Source organism: Desulfomarina sp. (assembly GCF_054039375.1).
In genome coordinates this window covers 1-17471 of record NZ_JBPLBA010000176.1, presented here as the reverse complement: position 1 = coordinate 17471, position 17471 = coordinate 1, and the positions used below count along the sequence as shown (strand labels likewise).

General features: G+C 46.8%; 14 protein-coding genes and 1 tRNA gene. 9 read left to right on the top strand and 6 right to left on the bottom strand.

Going from position 1 to position 17471, the window contains the following annotated elements:
* Positions 1 to 167 precede the first annotated feature (167 nt).
* The 4 genes from ACXLDX_RS10505 (at position 168) to ACXLDX_RS10490 (ending at position 6386) form a co-directional block, all read left to right on the top strand.
* A complete protein-coding gene (locus ACXLDX_RS10505; protein WP_457577136.1) occupies positions 168 to 1850 on the top strand; it encodes an alginate O-acetyltransferase AlgX-related protein in 1683 nt (560 codons plus the stop codon).
* Entirely contained in the window at positions 1840 to 2871 is a 1032-nt protein-coding gene (locus ACXLDX_RS10500) for an alginate O-acetyltransferase AlgX-related protein (RefSeq protein ID WP_457577135.1), read from the top strand. The genes ACXLDX_RS10505 and ACXLDX_RS10500 overlap by 11 nt, the downstream gene beginning before the upstream one ends.
* Positions 2872 to 3361: 490 nt before the next feature.
* Positions 3362 to 4087, top strand: a complete 726-nt coding sequence (locus ACXLDX_RS10495; protein ID WP_457577134.1) for a substrate-binding periplasmic protein — start codon at positions 3362 to 3364, stop codon at positions 4085 to 4087.
* A gap of 7 nt (positions 4088 to 4094) precedes the next feature.
* Complete coding sequence (locus tag ACXLDX_RS10490) at positions 4095 to 6386, top strand: response regulator (protein WP_457577133.1); 2292 nt, start codon at positions 4095 to 4097, stop codon at positions 6384 to 6386.
* Here ACXLDX_RS10490 and ACXLDX_RS10485 read toward each other — a convergent pair.
* The 3 genes from ACXLDX_RS10485 to ACXLDX_RS10475 all read right to left on the bottom strand — a co-directional run bounded on the left by ACXLDX_RS10485 (position 6380) and on the right by ACXLDX_RS10475 (position 8410).
* Positions 6380 to 7192: a DUF3786 domain-containing protein gene (locus ACXLDX_RS10485; RefSeq protein ID WP_457577132.1), complete on the bottom strand. Its 813-nt coding sequence runs from the start codon at positions 7190 to 7192 to the stop codon at positions 6380 to 6382. The genes ACXLDX_RS10490 and ACXLDX_RS10485 overlap by 7 nt on opposite strands.
* Positions 7193 to 7326: 134 nt before the next feature.
* Positions 7327 to 7815, bottom strand: a complete 489-nt coding sequence (locus tag ACXLDX_RS10480) for a methylated-DNA--[protein]-cysteine S-methyltransferase (protein ID WP_457577131.1) — start codon at positions 7813 to 7815, stop codon at positions 7327 to 7329.
* Positions 7816 to 7981: 166 nt separating this feature from the next.
* Positions 7982 to 8410 (bottom strand): DUF3465 domain-containing protein, encoded by a 429-nt coding sequence (locus ACXLDX_RS10475; RefSeq protein ID WP_457577130.1) that lies wholly within the window; start codon positions 8408 to 8410, stop codon positions 7982 to 7984.
* A gap of 248 nt (positions 8411 to 8658) precedes the next feature.
* Here ACXLDX_RS10475 and ACXLDX_RS10470 point away from each other — a divergent pair, with 248 nt between their 5' ends.
* On the top strand, positions 8659 to 9753 hold the full coding sequence (locus ACXLDX_RS10470; protein WP_457577129.1) for a deoxyguanosinetriphosphate triphosphohydrolase: 1095 nt from the start codon (positions 8659 to 8661) through the stop codon (positions 9751 to 9753).
* A gap of 152 nt (positions 9754 to 9905) precedes the next feature.
* On the opposite strand, the gene ACXLDX_RS10465 is transcribed toward ACXLDX_RS10470, so the two are convergent.
* Together ACXLDX_RS10465 and ACXLDX_RS10460 are read right to left on the bottom strand one after the other, a co-directional pair.
* Positions 9906 to 10910, bottom strand: a complete 1005-nt coding sequence (locus ACXLDX_RS10465; protein WP_457577128.1) for an SGNH/GDSL hydrolase family protein — start codon at positions 10908 to 10910, stop codon at positions 9906 to 9908.
* Positions 10911 to 10969: 59 nt separating this feature from the next.
* Entirely contained in the window at positions 10970 to 11833 is an 864-nt protein-coding gene (locus ACXLDX_RS10460; RefSeq protein WP_457577127.1) for a hypothetical protein, read from the bottom strand.
* A gap of 372 nt (positions 11834 to 12205) precedes the next feature.
* Here ACXLDX_RS10460 and ACXLDX_RS10455 point away from each other — a divergent pair, with 372 nt between their 5' ends.
* The 4 genes from ACXLDX_RS10455 (at position 12206) to ACXLDX_RS10440 (ending at position 17190) form a co-directional block, all read left to right on the top strand.
* Positions 12206 to 14875 (top strand): valine--tRNA ligase, encoded by a 2670-nt coding sequence (locus ACXLDX_RS10455; RefSeq protein WP_457577126.1) that lies wholly within the window; start codon positions 12206 to 12208, stop codon positions 14873 to 14875.
* Between the two features lie 18 nt (positions 14876 to 14893).
* Positions 14894 to 15730 carry a carboxylating nicotinate-nucleotide diphosphorylase gene (gene nadC / locus ACXLDX_RS10450; RefSeq protein ID WP_457577149.1) on the top strand — a complete coding sequence of 279 codons (837 nt, stop codon included), beginning with the start codon at positions 14894 to 14896 and terminating at the stop codon, positions 15728 to 15730.
* A 241-nt stretch (positions 15731 to 15971) separates the two neighbouring features.
* Positions 15972 to 16832 carry a hypothetical protein gene (locus tag ACXLDX_RS10445; RefSeq protein WP_457577125.1) on the top strand — a complete coding sequence of 287 codons (861 nt, stop codon included), beginning with the start codon at positions 15972 to 15974 and terminating at the stop codon, positions 16830 to 16832.
* Between the two features lie 282 nt (positions 16833 to 17114).
* A tRNA-Phe gene (locus ACXLDX_RS10440) sits at positions 17115 to 17190 on the top strand.
* A gap of 21 nt (positions 17191 to 17211) precedes the next feature.
* On the opposite strand, the gene ACXLDX_RS10435 is transcribed toward ACXLDX_RS10440, so the two are convergent.
* On the bottom strand, positions 17212 to 17471 hold a 260-nt coding region (locus tag ACXLDX_RS10435), incomplete at its 5' end, for a hypothetical protein (RefSeq protein WP_457577124.1).

Below are 17471 nucleotides of genomic sequence, written 5' to 3'. Positions count from 1 at the left end.
AATCGGTCTAATGTGATTTTTTAAATACACCTGATAAAACAGGCCCAATCCCCAGACTCACAAATAACAGGCTGAGTTTCATACGTAATCAGAATTATTTTTGAAATTGCTCTTTTTTTTGAAAAATTCTGTTTTTACTAATTGTTTTGTAATAGAACCTCCCGGATATGCGAAAAAAGCAACTCTCAAGAGAGGACATAGCCCGAAAAGAGATTGGTTATACGGATATCAGCCGGAATATGGCCGCTTTTCTGATGATTTCTTTTCTTTTTATAATCTGTTCGGTCCCACTGGTACAGGTTGGTCTTGACAGGGGCAGGGACTTCGGGCCGTTTTTCCGTCTGCCGCCGGCAGAGTCCCTGACCGGCAGGAGTGAGGATTTGTCACTGCCGGAGAAAATTGATCGTCTTGATAAAAAAATAATTCAAAATATGCGAAAGCTTGAAACCTCTCTTGAAGAGGGCTCTTTCCTTCGCAAGCTGTTTCTTCCTCCACTCCAGTACCTTTTTCTGCAGTATCTTGGCCAGGGAAATGAGAAGGTAGTTGCGGGAAGCCATGAACCATCGTTTCTGTTCTATACCGCGGCCCTTGATTACCTGACAGGACAGCCCTTTCTCAATCCCGATCAGCTGGAAAAAAGGGCAACGGGTCATGAAATATGGGAAAGGGCTGTTCAGCCTGACCCCGTGGCAGCCATTGTCCATTTCCGGGACCAGCTTGCGGCCAGGTCCATTGAGTTGCTTGTGGTTCCCATCCCCGTCAAGGCGGGAATAGAACCTGAACGGCTGGTAGCGAAGGAATCGTTTGTCCGGCCCCTGCATAATCGCTCCTGGTCCCGGTTCATGGAAAAACTCTCCGGGGAAAACATAACTGTTTTCGATGCCGGAGCTGTACTGGTTGACTATTCCCGCAAAAAAGGTGGAGCTTTTCTGCAGTACGATACCCACTGGCAACCGGGGGCAATGGAAGCTGTTGCAGGTGAACTGGCCGGTTTCATAAAGGAGACATATACTCTTCCACCTGGGAAGAATGATTTTTCCCTGCAACCTGTTGCCGTACGCAATACGGGGGATCTTGCCCGCATGCTGACCCTGCCGGAGAGCATGACCCTGTTGAATGACCAGGAGGTTGTTGTCAACCAGGTACTGGGGGAGGACGGTGGATTCGTAAAGGGTGATCCGGAAAGTCCTGTTTTGTTACTCGGTGATTCCTTTACTAATATTTTTTCCTTCAGGGGGTTGCACTGGTCTTTTGCCGGTGGCCTGGCGGAACATCTCGGTTACCGTCTCGGACAGTTGGTTGATTGCCTTGCAAGAAACGATTCCGGCGCCTACGCGACAAGAGAGCTGCTTGCCGCGGATCTTGCAAGAGGACGTGACCGGCTGGCCGGAAAACGGCTGGTTATCTGGGAGTTTTCCGAAAGAGAGCTCTCGTCGGGTGACTGGAAGATCTTGTCTCTGGATTTGCAGGAACCGGTGGATGCCGGTTTTTTTACAGTGCCCGCTGGAGAAAAAACGGTTGTGGCGGGCCTGGTGGCGTCAATTTCTTCATCCCCTAAACCCGGTTCAGTCCCTTATATTGATAATCTGATAACAGTTCATCTTGTAGATTTGCACGGCAGGGATGGTAAGCCAATTGATCAGGATCAGGCCCTTGTCTATGGCTGGGGAATGAGAAACAATGAGCTGATGCCTCTGGCCACTGTGCGACCGGGGGATGAAATACGGCTTACTCTTTCTCCCTGGGAAGAAAAGGAAGGTGAATATGGAGGTTTTCGCCGCAGCCCCCTTGTCGATGAAATGATTGAACTTGAAACACCTAACTGGGGAGAACTCATCAATGATGAATAAAATGTGTTACAGCCTGCTGATTCTTGCCGCGGGATTTATATTGGCAACCACATCTTTTGCTGCCACTCTGACTGAGGTGGCCCGGGAACTGGCGGCTGCCGGTGGAAAGAACAGTGTTGTTGAGGGAACTGACGGCTGGCTGTTCCTGAAAGAGGAGCTTATCCATGTCGGTGCCGGAAAATTCTGGGGCAGTGATGCGGCGGCTGCTACCCGGACCAGAAAAAAACAGTTTGCCGATCCTCTTCCTGCAATTCTCGCCTATAACAAGGCCCTGGCGGCAAAAGGAATCGCCCTTTACCTGATGCCGGTTCCTCCCAAGAGCCTGATTTACCCGGATAAGCTGGATGCAGGACTGACGGCTGAAGCGGGTGAGGAACAGGTTACTCTTTATCATGAGTTTTATGGACTTCTCAGGCAGAATGGTGTCAGGATTATTGATCTTCTACCCACGCTGAGAAAAAAGAGATCTTCAGGGAAACAGTTATACTGCAGAACGGACAGTCATTTTTCTCCGCCAGGGATGGAACTGTTTGTCGATGCCGCGGTGGCGAAGATACGGAAGTTGAGTTGGTACGATGATGTTCAGAAAAGGGTATACACACAGAAAAAACAGGAGATCTCCATCCATGGCGATCTTGCCAGGATGGCGGAGATGAAAAATCTGCGTGAAAAACTGGAAATTACATTGGTGACGTTGAAGGAAACGGGAAAACCGGTAAAGAGTAATCCGAAAAGCCCAGTGATTCTTCTGGGAGACAGCCATACCCTGGTATTTCATAGTGGTGGGGATCTTCATGCCATGGGGGCGGGACTGTTTGATCTGTTGTCCGCCCGACTCGGTTTTGATGTTGATCTCCTGGGCGTACGGGGATCCGGAGTGACTCCGGCACGGATAAAACTGTATCAAAGGGGAAAAAAGGACAGTGAGTATTTTGACGGTAAGAAAGTGGTGATCTGGTGTTTTACCGCCAGAGATTTTACCGGCAGCGGGGGATGGCGAAAGATACCGGTAGAGCGATAGGAAAAGGAGTCAGAGGAAGCCCGGTTATGCTTCTAAAAAAGATTCTGATTCCCAATCAAACTCAGCCGGATTGTGGATTGGACCTGCTTTATCAGGCTAGCCTACGGTCAAAAATCACGGGAAATCTCAATTGATAAGGAATCCAAATGAAAAAGTGTCAGTCCAGATTATTTTCAAACCAGTACAATGTGATTTTTGAAATACGCCTGATAAAACAGGCCCAATCCCAAGGTTTACAAGTATCAGGCTGAGTTTTGTGCGTAATCAGAAATTTTAAAATAACTTTTGTTATTTAGAAGAAAAAATATTTGAAGAGCCTGATCTTGCAGTGTACACTGGAATTGTCATAAGTGGTAATTGTTCCGGGATGATTTTTATCTGGTAAATTGTGTTTTGAGTTTGCTGGGAGCGTTCAGCTCAACAGATTCGTCCTTACACCGTCACTATGTCTTATTTCACCCATCAATATTTGATCCGATACTGGAAAGAGTTGAACTGGTCTGTTTTTTTCTATTCTATTCTATTGATACTGTTTGTTGGTTTTCAGGGAAAAAGCATATCAGCCCAGGAACTTTTTACCATCAACACCGCCGACAGTCCTCCCTACTCGACACCTTTAAATACGGGTATCTATGATCAGATTATTTTAAAGGTATTTGATTCACTTGGATTAACAATCAAGATCAATCATCTTTCTTCTGCAAGGTCCATTGAGAATGTTGATATCGGTTTGGATGATGCAGAATATGCGAGGATAAAAGGACTCAATGAGAAGTTTACAAATATCCTCCCGGTCAATGAAAAACTTATGGATTTCTCTTTCACGGCTTTTTCCAAAGATCCAGGTATCAGGATAACAGGATGGGAAGGATTGAAGAAATATAATGTGGGATTTATCAGAGGGTGGAAAATTTATGAGATAAATGTGAAAAACACCAGGTCTCTTCATGTGGTTTCTTCTGAAGTTGAATTATTTAATATGCTCCTGAAAGATCGTGTTGATATTATTCTCTATGAAAAGCTGCGGGGGTATGATTTTCTCAGTGAGAATCACATCTCAGGGGTATTTGCTTTGGAAAATCCACTCTCTGTAAGGGGGATGTATCTCTACGTGCATAAAAAGCATGAAAACCTTATACCGAAGATTGAAAATGCGCTTCAGGAAATCAAGCGGAGTGGAGAATACAATGATATTGTAGAAGCTTTTATCCAGTAAGAATATTTTGAATTTTCTAAGCCTGAAATACAAACTTCTTTTTTTCTCAATTCTTCTGTCAGTAATCCTGACAGCAGTGGTCTCTGTTTTTGAAATCAACATTGATATCAGGTCTTATAGAAACAACCTCAATGCTGAACTGCATCATTTCGAACAATCCCACCGGCGGTATCTTTCCAGTAAAATATGGGCAATGGAATATGATTCAATAAAAGCATTTGCCGAAGATCAGACGACCGGGAAGTTTATTGACATAATAACAATTACTGACCTGCGGGGTAATACTATTGCCCGGAGCAGGAAACCGGATGTAAAAGGAAATCTCATCGATCGACAATTTCCATTGACCTATTTCCATAACAATAAGATTAATCTCATAGGTCGGGTCCGGGTCGGCGGATATCTGCCCGGATTTCATGAGATTCTGGAAAGAAGATGGGTAGAAGCTTTTATTATCAACGGTGTACTGGTCACCATAATCTTCTTGTCATCATATCTTCTGTTTTATAGAAGCGTGTTGAATCGTCTGTTGAGTATTGTCAGATTTACAGAAAGTGAATCCCGGGCAGAAAGTGAGGCTGGTATTCTTATTCCAAGGCCGGCGGGAAGGGCCGATGAGATAATACTTCTGATTGATTCATTGAACGATAGGACAAAGCGGATAAACGAGGAGCTGGCCAAAAGAACTGAAGCAGAGGAACGACTGAAAGAAAAAAACAGGGATCTCAGCAGGGAGATAGAAGAAAAAATCCAGGCGGAATCAGCCCTGAAAACCTCCCAGGAAACACTTCTTTCCGTATTGGACAGTATTGACGCAACTATTTATGTTTCAGATTTGAATACATATGAAATACTTTTTGTCAATAAGTGCATGATGAAAAGTTTTGGTCGGGATCTGAAGGGGGAGATCTGCTGGGAAGCTTTTCGCAATGAAGAGAAACCCTGTTCTCACTGTACAAATAAAAAACTTGTTGACGAGGCGGGTAATCCGTCCGGAGTGTGTGTCTGGCAGGGCAAAAATCCGGTAACCGGCAGATGGTATATGAATTATGATCGTGCCATCCACTGGAACGATGGCAGGCTTGTGAAGCTGCAGATCGCAACGGATATTACCGATTTTAAAAAAATGGAGGAAGATCTCAGGCAGTCGCATAAGATGGAATCCATAGGCACCTTGACTGGAGGTATTGCTCATGATTTTAATAATATATTAGGAATAATTATCGGTAATACTGAACTTGCCCTGGAAGATATACAGGCCTGGAATCCTGCACATAAGTATATTCAGGAAATAAAAACAGCCAGTTTCAGGGCCAGGGAGGTAGTGAAGCAGCTCTTGAACTACAGTCGCAAAAGCAAGGAGGAATTGAGACCGATCGACATATCTCCGGTGATCAGGGAATCCTTGAAACTGCTTCGTTCTTCCATGCCCGCAACTCTGGAAATCAGGGATTTTATTCCCCCCTCATCCCATGCAGTTCTTGCAGATGCAACCCAGATTCACCAGGTTGTTATCAACTTATGTACCAATGCGGCACAGGCAATTATTGATGAAAAAGGGGTTATTGAGATCTCTCTGGAGGAAGTATCGCTCTCGGAAAGGCCGGATGATCATTCAAATGGACTGAGATCGGGAGAATATCTCCTGTTGAAGGTAAAAGACAGCGGTGTCGGTATTGATCCGGAATTGCAGGACAAAATATTTGATCCCTATTTTACAACTAAAGAAGTTGGTAAGGGTACAGGGATGGGGCTGGCTGTGGTGCATGGAATTCTCAAAAACCACAATGCCAGTATAGAGATTGAGAGCACACCGGATAAAGGAACAACAGTGTGTGTCTATTTCCCTTTTTCAGAGACAGGTACTTTTGATGATCCAGTAAATAAACACAAACCTCGAGCTGAAGGTCATGAAACAATACTGTTTGTAGATGATGAAAAGTCACTTGTGGACTTATCCGAAAGAATACTCCGGAAATCAGGATACATTGTTGCGGGTATAACAGATCCTGTTCAGGCTCTCGAACTGTTTAAGGAGAATCCGAATGTTTTTGATCTGATCATTTCAGATATGACCATGCCGCAGATGACAGGTGCTGAGTTTGCTGAAAAGATAAAGGCTGTTCGCAGTGATATCCCAATTATTATCTGTACCGGGCACAGCTCTCTTCTAAATGAAAAGAAGGCAAGGGAGATTGGTATATCCGCCTTTCTTATGAAACCCGTCTCGGCAGAAACACTGAGGACAACAATAAGAGACGTGATTGACAGGGTCGGAGTTGTTCCACAGGTTCAGTGATTCTTGAATCCATGCAGCAGTGCCAGTTTTTCAAACATCTGGGTTATGCCGACACCCAGCAGGTAAACCCCTTCTATCCCCAGGTTGTGGCCCGCTGTTGCATCAAAGAAGAGGTTCAGGCTGGATTCCATACCGTCTTCCGGCTCCCAGTAGCAGATGAGCATGGGAACCAGTGGAAGAGGGGAGAGAACCACGGAAATATCGGATTGAAATTGCTCGCTTACATGTTTCCCGCTGAAAAGATCGACAAGATCCTTGAGCAGATCAGGATGGGTGTCTCCCAGGTTTTTCAGTGGTTTTTCACACTGCTGGCCAAAAAGGCGGTACCAGTCCAGTCCTCCCGGTAATTCCCTGAAGGGAACCCATTCGTTTCGTACAGGAACACCCTTGCATTGAATGATATAGTTGAAACTGGAGATGACAACCCAGTTATTGACATGGAGATCGGTGTAAATTGAACTGTTACTGTCCACGGAAAAGTCTTTTCCCATTATTTTCAGGGTAAGCCTTTCATTGTGAAAAACTCCCTGGATTATTTCCGCCCTGGTTTTAAGATCAAGTCCCCGGATTGTTTTTCGCATGGCTGCAATACTCTCTTCCAGGTCAATTTCCGGACTGTTTCTGTTTGTTCTGGGTGGCCCGTATAATGCTGCCGTATCTCTGCTGATAAAAGGACATTCGTCCAATCGTTTTTCTCCCTTGAAAACGGCTGCCGCAAAGGCCATGCATGTTTTTTCCCTGCATTTTCTGCAATTGGTTTTATCCAGCAGTTTGAACACTTCCATTACATTATTAAATTGCAGCATTGGTTTCTTTTCCTTGAATCCTTGACGATTTTGTGGATGTTTTTTTTGTGTAATAACTTGAAAAGTTTATATAAATTAATTTCTGACAGGGTTGGATTGTCGCAGTCGGGATTCATTTTGTCGAACCGAGCGTTTCATCCGGCGGATACCACAGGTGCCTTTTCCAGTTGCAGAAGGTTTTTTTTCAAATCAAGGCCGCCACCGAATCCTGCCATGGAACCGTCTTGGCCGATTACCCGATGGCAGGGAATGATAATGGGGATGGGGTTTTTGTTATTGGCTCCGCCAACGGCCCTGCAGGCTTTCGGGTTACCGATTCGCTTTGCAATTTCTCCGTAGCTGGCGGTCCTGCCGTAGGGGATTTTTCGGAGTTCCTCCCACACCTGTAGTTGAAACGGGGTGCCCTGCAGGTGCATTTGTACAGTAAATGTTCGGAGATTACCTGCAAAATAAGCAGTCAACTGGTCTGTTACAGGTAAAAAGGATTTACAGTCTTCCTGCCAGGTGTGTTCGATTGTGATATTCCGGGCCGAGCGGGGAAAATGCAGTTTTTCCAGAACCCCGTTTTCGCCAATAAGGAGCAGGGTGCCGATGGGTGAATCATGGCGGCAATACTGTTTCAATGGAGCACCTCACATGAGTTGTTGATATTTTCAGCTTCCTCTCTGATCGCAACTGGTTACAGGGAGCCGGCTGTTTCGAGGTAATTGCTCACAGGTAACAAAATGACAGAGTTATTATCCCTTTGAGGAGTTACTTTTTAAGGCATTTCTCTGTTTTATTTGCCGGTCACCAGTACTTTCTGCCGTTAAGCTGCAGCCAGCCATCCGGGTGTTTTTTCCCGGGATCATGGTGGGTCCAATGTATGACACCACCCTTTTTGTTCCATTCATATTCACCGTAAAAGGAGACAGTGTCACCTTTTTTCAATCCTTTTACCCGTGGTGCAAGATCAATATTGTGGGCGATGAGCACGGTCAGATCCCTGTCCACTTTCACGATGAATTTCTGATGTCTTGTTCCCCGGTTATCATCCGGGAGCAGTTTGATAACCCTGCCGCTGCCGCTTACCTGAATATTACCGGTGTGATTGTTCCATGCTGAAAGTATTGTGGATGATGGTCCATCAGCGGGAGAGTTGTTGTTCTGCCTGACGAAATAATTTCCCAGGAAAAGCATGAGCAGAACAACAAAAAGAAGAAGTGGCTTTTTGTTCATGTTTTTTCTCCAGGCCTGAGAACAGTGAATAACAGAAGAAAGACAAACAGTATAAAATATAAAACATATGACTGTAAAGAATTAAACTCTTTCAGGCTCTCTTTATGGTGGATTTATGCACATTCGTGAACCTGGTCAATGTGTATCTGTTCAAACCATTGAAATTGCAAATTATATATGTTTTCCTCATTAACCGTAAACAGAGGAAGGGAAAGACCTCGGCAGAGAGCGGCATAAGGAGAGAGAATATGTCATTTATACCAGTGATTGGGAGATCTATTAAAAAACAACTGGAAGAGAGAGAAGAAAACATCCTTTCTCCTTTTGCAGCATTGAATAAGAATTCCTCGGGTCGTCAGGTGGAGGAGGAAGAGGATATGTGCGATATCCGTCTGCCTTTTCAGCGGGACCGTGATCGAATAACCCATTCTAAGACTTTCAGACGATTGAAACACAAGACCCAGGTGTTTCTTGCTCCCACAGGAGATCACTATCGCACAAGGCTGACCCATGTTCTTGAGGTGTCACAGATTGCCAGAACTATCGCCTCCGCTCTCTGTCTCAATGAACCTCTGACCGAGGCCATTGCCCTGGGGCATGACCTGGGGCATACACCCTTTGGTCATGCCGGAGAGGCAACCCTGAATGAACTGCATCCGGGAGGTTTCCGTCACTATGTTCACAGCCTTCGGGTTGTTGATTTTCTGGAAAATGACGGTAAGGGGTTGAATCTCACCTTCGAAGTGCGAAACGGTATCGTCCGACATTCCAAGGGGCGGGCCGATATCCTGCCGAAGCAGAAATCGGAAACAGCGGTGACACTGGAGGGACAGGTTGTCAGGCTCGCGGATATAATCGCTTATGTCAACCATGACCTGGATGATGCCCTCCGTGCAGGAATTCTGGCAGAGGAGGATCTGCCTGTTAAAATAAAAAACATTGTCGGGGACAGGCATTCCAAAAGGATAGAAGCCATGGTTCGTGACCTGATTGTTGAGACACTTTCTGCCGATGACGGTGACCTGCATATCAGTGATATCATGCTGGAAGCCATTTCTGATCTGCGCTCTTTTCTCTACGATAATGTATATACCTATTACAAGGTACATGCCGAGTTCGAAAAGGCCCGGCGTATCATCCGGGACCTGTATAATTATTTTATGGAGAATGGGATTGTAAGGGTCCGTGGTGGACGAATTGAAAAAAACTCAACCGGGGGCGGGTGGGTTGATGAAAAAGACGCCCACCGTCGGGTCTGTGATTATATTGCCGGCATGACGGATCGCTATGCGCTGTCGGTCTATGAAACGATTTTTCTGCCGGAGCCGTGGAGCGTTAAATAGTGCCTGTCCAAAGTTGGTCTTTTTGCCCGAAAAATTTTATACTCGGAATATCAACTCTATACCTGCGGTAAAATTTTCCATGCGTCTTGATCTCGAACAAAAAACCTCACTTCTGAACAGACACTGAATAACAACTTTTTCCCAATTCTGCTTTATTGCTGCACTGTCCGGATTTTACGTTTCAGAAAGAGCATTGAAAATCCCAGCCCTCCTGTAAGGATGAACGCGATGAAAAGCTGTGTCGCCAGGTTAAGTTTGAGCAGAACATAGCTTAATCCCACCAGAGGGTAGAGCAGTATCCTGATGATCTGCCTGATGTTCTCATGTTGGCTGATAAAATGGGCTGCCGGCGGGGAGAGAGCATAATAGGTTTTAACGAACAGTTTTCCCAGTGTATTTGTAAGAAGAAAATTGTCCCGAAATTCTTTCAGCAGGGTGACATGTTTTTCTACCGGTGACCCAAAAGCTGCTGTGGCGATAAAGCAGGGACCGGAGCTGCCGCCTCCACCGCCTCCGGCATTGACTTCGCCGGTGGAAGAGATCATGGGGGCGATAACGCCGTACCAGGTTCTTGCCACGGTCCAGTAGCCGGTATCATTAGGATGAAGTCCGTCGGCATTGGATGAGCTCCACGTGGGAAGAATTGCCGCATACTGGTCGGCAAGGGGAATACTTGTACTGGAAGCAAGACTTTTGATCATGGGATTCCAGTAATTGGGGATGACTGTGGCCGATCCGTTTCTGTCACTGGGGGTCAGGGTGGCAAGTATTGGAGTTACGCCGGCGGCCTTGCTCTGATTAATCATGGATTCAAGGTTGTGTCTTGTCGTTTCCACTGAGAGACCGCCTCGAATATCGTTTGTGCCTTCCATGATCAGGATGAGGTTGGCTGGTGTGCCTGCCAGAACGCCACCGATTCTGCCGACACCTTCCGGGGTTTTCTCTCCGGAAACACCTTTGTTTATGACTATTGAAGGTTTATTGTTTTCGTTCAGCAGGCTGTTGAGTTTTGGGGGATATCCGCCGGAACGGCTGCTGTGTCCGGCGGTGATGGAATCTCCGAAGGCAATGATGGTTGCACTGTTGCTGTCCGTTGCCGGGCAGGAGATTGAGACCAGAGTCAGTGAAATGAGGAAGAAGAGTATTTTTGTGTTCATCTTTTGTCCGGTGTTAAAAGTGGTTTTCATTTTTCTGAAGTGCTGGATTGAGGTCCCGTTCAATCAGTGATAACATTCATTTCTCTCAATGGGAGAGACTGGATCTCGTGATCCGGAATGTGGATGGAGGCTGATTCCGGGCTGGACACAAAAGGAGGGACATCTATCACCTGCTGATTTTCAACCGGAACTGCTGCCGGTTCAACTCCTTCCGCTGTTGTTCTGAAAACGATTTGTTTCACAGGATTCGCAGATTCAGGCTTCAGTGAAACAGGTGTCGGTTCACTCCACTCTGTTCCGGTCCAGCTGCTGTGGAAGGGGATGTAGCCGTCTTTACTGAACTGTTTCCACTGGATCCACAGGGAATTGCTTTCCCTGTCAAATCCGAGAACGGGGAGAATATCCGGGACATCGTTGGAGGTGATGGATATTGCAGGACCGAATTCGGTTCCATTCCAGGTGGCGTAGAAGATTTCATCACTGATGCCGTCAAATCCGGCCCATACCAGCCATACTGTTCCAGAGTTGTCAATGACAACAGATGGGGCGGTATTTGAACTCAACCCGGTATAGTAAGTTGTTTCTTCAGTCCATTCATTGTCAATAAATCTTTTAAACAGCAGAAATGACTGGTGTCCGTCAAAAGCAGACCAGACAACCCAGAGATCGCCGGTCGTGGTTCTTGTGACTGCGGGTACAACATTTAATGCTTCGTTATTTGAAATTTTAACAGGTTCTTCCCATTTGTCTCCGGATTGCCTGGAGAGAAATACGGCATGTTGATTTTCGAACTGATCAGCCCATGTCCAGATTGCATTCTTCGCCGGGACTGGAGTTGAAACTCCCGTCGCATTGCCGGTTGAAGACAGGAAAAAAAGAACCAGAATGGAGAGAATCAGATGTTTGAAACGGTGTGGTTTCATACAGTACCTCGTAATTAAAATAAAATGTGCGAAAAAAGAAAAGACTGGCGTATGATGAATGTGGTTCAAGATATAGAAAAATTATAATCGGTTGTAAACATAAATGTGATGTTTTTATGGGGAATGGACGGAACATTTATGCTTTTTGGCAGCAGGGAAAAAGTGTCAGGCCGAGTTTTGCGGGCAGTCAGAAAAAAAGCCTCATTTCCTGAAGTTCAGGATTTTGGTTGAATTAAACTCCCGTCAAAGTTAGTTTTCAAAACTGTGTTTCAATATCCGGCGAAAAATGATCCGACGGCAGCTCCGCACTTATCTGTAAAATAAAGAGGTTGCAGGAGAACTGACTGAAAATATAACTAAAATTATTTGTTTATGACGACGAGAAACAACAATCAGTTGAGCAAGGGGTATGAATTTGCCAAAGTGGAAGAAAAGTGGCTTCGCTACTGGCAGGAAAACAATTGCTTTTCCGCGAAGATGGAAGAGGGAAAAGAAGCATTTTCAATAGTGATTCCGCCACCGAATGTAACCGGTGTTCTTCACGTGGGGCATGCCCTGAATAACACCCTGCAGGATATCCTGACCCGTTACCATCGCATGTGTGGTGACAACTGTGTCTGGGTGCCCGGTACGGACCACGCCGGGATTGCTACTCAGAATGTCGTGGAGCGCCAGCTGGCGACGGAAGGGAAAAGCAGACACGACCTGGGGCGTGAAAAATTCATTGAAAAGGTGTGGGAATGGCGTCGGGAAAAGGGTGGAGCCATTATCAACCAGTTGAAGAAACTCGGTTCTTCCTGTGACTGGGAACGGGAGCGATTCACCATGGACGATGGGTTGTCCACGGCCGTTCGGGAGGTTTTTGTCAGGTTGTATAAAGAGGGACTGATTTACAAAGGTGATTATATAGTCAACTGGTGCCCCCGCTGTCATACCGCCCTGGCTGATGATGAAGTCGACCATGAGGATACAAAGGGCAAACTCTACCACATCCGCTATCCCTTTGCCGACGGCTCAGGACACGTGGTGGTTGCCACGACACGGCCTGAGACAATGCTTGGGGATACCGGGGTGGCGGTGCATCCCGATGATGAGCGGTACAGCCACCTGGCTGAGGTGGGTATCAGGCTGCCTCTGAGCGACCGGATTATCCCCGTGGTTTTTGATCACCATGTCCAGCGGGAATTCGGTACAGGGGCTCTGAAGGTAACCCCGTCCCATGATCGTGATGATTACGAAATCGGTCTGCGCCATTCTCTTGAGCAGCTCAAGGTTATGGATGACAGGGGAGTGATGAATGAGGCCGCCGGCAAATACGCGGGTCTGGATCGGTTTGCCTGCAGAAAGGCCGTGGTGGCTGACCTGGAAAAGCAGGGTTTTCTTGAGAAAACAGAAGAATATGATCATGCTGTCGGCCACTGTTATCGCTGCAGCACGGTTATTGAACCGATTACCTCCCTGCAGTGGTTTGTCTCCGTAAAGCCTCTGGCGAAAAAAGCCGTGGATGCGGTTCGTGACGGCCGGATCACCATTTACCCGAAGACCTGGTACAATACCTTTTATGGCTGGATGGACAACATAAGGGACTGGTGTATTTCCCGACAGATCTGGTGGGGACACCGGATTCCCGCCTGGACATGTGAGGAGTGTGGGGCGTTGATCGTGGAGTCGGTGGACCCGACCTCCTGCCCGGAGTGCTCTTCCGGAAATCTTGTTCAGGAAACCGATGTGCTGGACACCTGGTTTTCTTCGGCGCTCTGGCCGTTTTCCACCATGGGTTGGCCGGAGAACACAAGGGAGCTCACAACGTTTTATCCGACCTCTGTCCTGATCACCAGTTTTGATATTCTCTTCTTCTGGGTCGCCAGGATGATGATGATGGGGTTGCATTTCATGGATGAAGTACCATTCAGGGATGTTTATCTGCATGCCCTTGTAAGGGACAAGCATGGAAAGAAAATGTCAAAATCCACCGGCAATGTCATTGATCCCCTGGAAGTAATGGCCAGGTACGGTACGGACGCCATGCGGTTCACTCTGACTGCTTTTGCTGCCCAGGGTAGGGAAATCAAACTGGATGAAGACAGGATTGAAGGGTATCGTTATTTTATCAACAAGATCTGGAATGCGGCCCGGTTTGCCCTGATGCATGTGAATGACTGCAGCGATTCAATAAGGGACGTTGTTCGTGCTCCTGAAAAACTGTCCCTTGCCCACAGGTGGATTCTCAGCAGAACCGCCGATACTGTTGAAGAGGTTCGCTCCGGTCTCGATGAATACAGGTTTAATGATGTCGCTTCCGCAAATTACCAGTTTATCTGGCATGAATTCTGTGACTGGTATCTGGAATGGATCAAGGCTGATCTGTTTTCCAGTGTTGAACAGGCGAAAAAAGAGGCTAAAGGCGTTCTGCTGGTTGTTCTTGAAACATTCCTTGCGCTCATTCATCCGATAACCCCTTTTGTCACGGAAGAGATCTGGTCGGTATTGCCGGGTGAGCGCGGACCGCTGACCCTCAGTCCTTTTCCGGCAGTCCGGGAAGAATGGAAAGACGATGAGGCTGTTGCCGGAATGGAACTGCTGATGGGAATAATCAGCGGGATCCGGAATATTCGTTCTGAAGCGGAAGTACATCCGTCAACAAAAATTGATGCCTTTGTGATCTGTCCTGATGAAAGCCGGGCTGAACTTATCTCTTCCTATGAATCCGCCATCGGGGACATGACAAGATTAGCCAGTCTTACTGTGGGGAATGAGTTGGAAAAACCAGCGGATGCCGCAACCTACATTTATAACGATATTGAGATATTTGTACCCCTGAAGGGACTGGTGGATATCGACAGTGAGCTGGAAAAACTGGCACGGGAGAGAAAGAAGGTTGAGGCGAAACTGAAGCAGGTGGAGGGAAAGCTCAATAACGAAAAATTTCTGGCGAATGCCCCTGAAAAGGTTGTGGCGAAAGAACGCGAAAAGAAAGCGGCCCTTGATGGTAAGATGGCCAAGATCAGCCAGGCTGTGGCCAGGCTGCAGTCACTGGCATAAGGTGGGGATAAGATGGAAATGGACAGAAACCTGCTGCATGGAATGATCAGATCCTTTCTCGCGGAAGACGTGGGCCGGGGAGACCTTACTTCGGAGGCCATATTTTCCGGCGAAGACCAGGGCAGTGCCAGGCTGGTGGCAAGGGAAAATTTTGTCGTGGCCGGGGCAGGCAGGGTGGCTGCAGAAGTGTTTTGTGTACAGAACCCGGCAATAATTGCCGCGGATCCCGCAGAAGACGGAAAACGGGTTTCCGCGGGAGATATTCTGCTGACAGTAAGTGGACCTGTTGTCGATCTGCTGAAGGCGGAACGGGTTGCTCTGAACCTGTTTCAGCGTCTTTCCGGCATCGCTACCTTGACGGCCCGTTTTGTTGAAAAGGTGAAAGACTATCCCGTGAGAATCACTGACACCAGGAAGACAACACCGGGGTTGCGTGTGCTGGAAAAATATGGAGTCAGGGTCGGAGGTGGTACAAATCACCGGTTTAATCTTACTGACGGGGTTCTTATAAAAGACAATCATATTGCCGCCTGTGGCTCGATTCGGGAAACTGTGGCCAGGGTACGGAAAATGGCTCCCCATACCATACGTATCGAAGTGGAAACCGATACCCTGGACCAGGTCAGGGAGTGTCTGGATTGTGGTGTGGATATCATTATGCTCGATAATATGTCTCCGGAAATGATGAAAAATGCTGTTCAACTCATAGATGGCCGGGCCATGGTGGAAGCATCGGGCGGAGTGAATCTTGACACTGTGGAAGCCATTGCCGGCTGCGGGGTGGATATTATTTCAATCGGCGCACTGACCCATTCCGCACCTTCCTGTGATATCGGTATGGACTGGTCGTTCTGATCACGATTTTCGGGGAAGGGGTTGGGGGGATTTCGAAAGTTTCTGTTGATACAGGATGTTAAGAGAAAATGTGTTGTGAATACTTCTTGATTTTTTCACTCTGAATGTGTGATAATAACTGACAGATGATGAAACTGACCGATACTGGGGGACAGTTGCGGGTGTCTGTTCACCTGCAGGTTGCAGGCCGGCACTACTATCCCGACAATAAAACAGACCGTTTTCCAAGAGGTTGTGACTGATGCGTTGTCCTAAATGTGGATATATTTCATTTGATTATCTCGAAGTTTGCCGGAAATGTAAAAAGAATATAAAAGAGGTGGCTGACCAGCTGCAGGGAGGGGTTCTGGCCGTAAACCCACCTTCCTTTTTGAACCTGGATCTCAATTCCGATCGGGAGTCAGAAGACAGTTTGACCGAGGAATATGGTGATTCCGGCGAAGAGTTGACTGAACATGATGATTTTCTTGATGCCGACCTGGAAGTTCTTTTTACAGAAGACTCTGACCGGGAAGTAGAACTGGAACCGGCTGAAACTGAACCGGGAGAAGATGAGGAAGACGGGTTTGAAATATCCCTTGATACTGATGAGGACGGCCTGAGTATTGATCTTGATGAGGAGGATGTTTCCCTTGATTTCGACACTGATGAAGGGGAAATTACAGTTGAATCAAGTGAGATTGAAGAAAATGAAGCGGATCAGGATACTTCCGGGGATTTTCAACTTGTTGATGGAGAGGATGAATTTGAGGCCGGGGAAGGGGATGAGCTTGCAATAGAGCTCCCAGACGAGCTGGCTGATTTGTCCGACCTGGCTCCACCAGCATCTACCGGGGAAATGGATCCCGTCACTGATCTTGACTCTCTTGAAATAAGTCTTGATGGGCTTGAACTGGATCTGGGTGTGGAGAAACCTGCTGTGAAGGAAATCCTGTCGCCAGATGAAGAGGAAATAGTTCTCTCTCTGGATGAGATAGATTTTTCCGATGTTCTTGATGGTGTGGAAAAAGAACAGGGTCCTAAGACAAAGATGATGGATATGGATGCTGATCTTGATTTTGATCTTGATCTGGGTGGATTATCCATACACGATGATCTGTAGAGGGGAGTTGGGCATTGTTCTGATAAACCGGCATGGCCGGATGTCATGGCTCGGCCGTTTATGCCCAGTGGATACAAAAAGCCCATGAAGATCCCGACTCCGGCAGTACAATTCGCAGCCGGAGATTTACAGATAAATCAGGCATATGAACCTTGCATATCCGGCAGGCGGGCGCGGATTCTGAACCTGCCGGCTGCAGAATTCAGGTGAAAAAGAAAAAAGAAAAAGAAAAGGTATTGACACCCGATGCGAAGTCGGGTAAAAAAGCGTCTCCATAACGGTGCCGGGATAGCTCAGTCGGTAGAGCAACGGACTGAAAATCCGTGTGTCCCTGGTTCGATTCCTGGTCCCGGCACCATTTGAGTTCTTAGGGGTTACGTCATTTTGTGGCGTAACCCCTTTTTCTGTTTGGACGTGATTCGTGATTTTTTTGGGAATGATGAGGAGAAATTCTTACTTCCCGGTGTTTCCTTACCAATCTTATAACGGATGTTATAACGGATGCTTTTGTTGCAGTTTTATCATCCTGCGGAATTTTCCTCAAAACAGGTTCCTGGCAATTCCTGAGAAAAACAACTTCATTGCTCTTCAGTGTAATCAACTCCATAGTGTGGAGTTCTTCTTCAGTTAGATCATTTT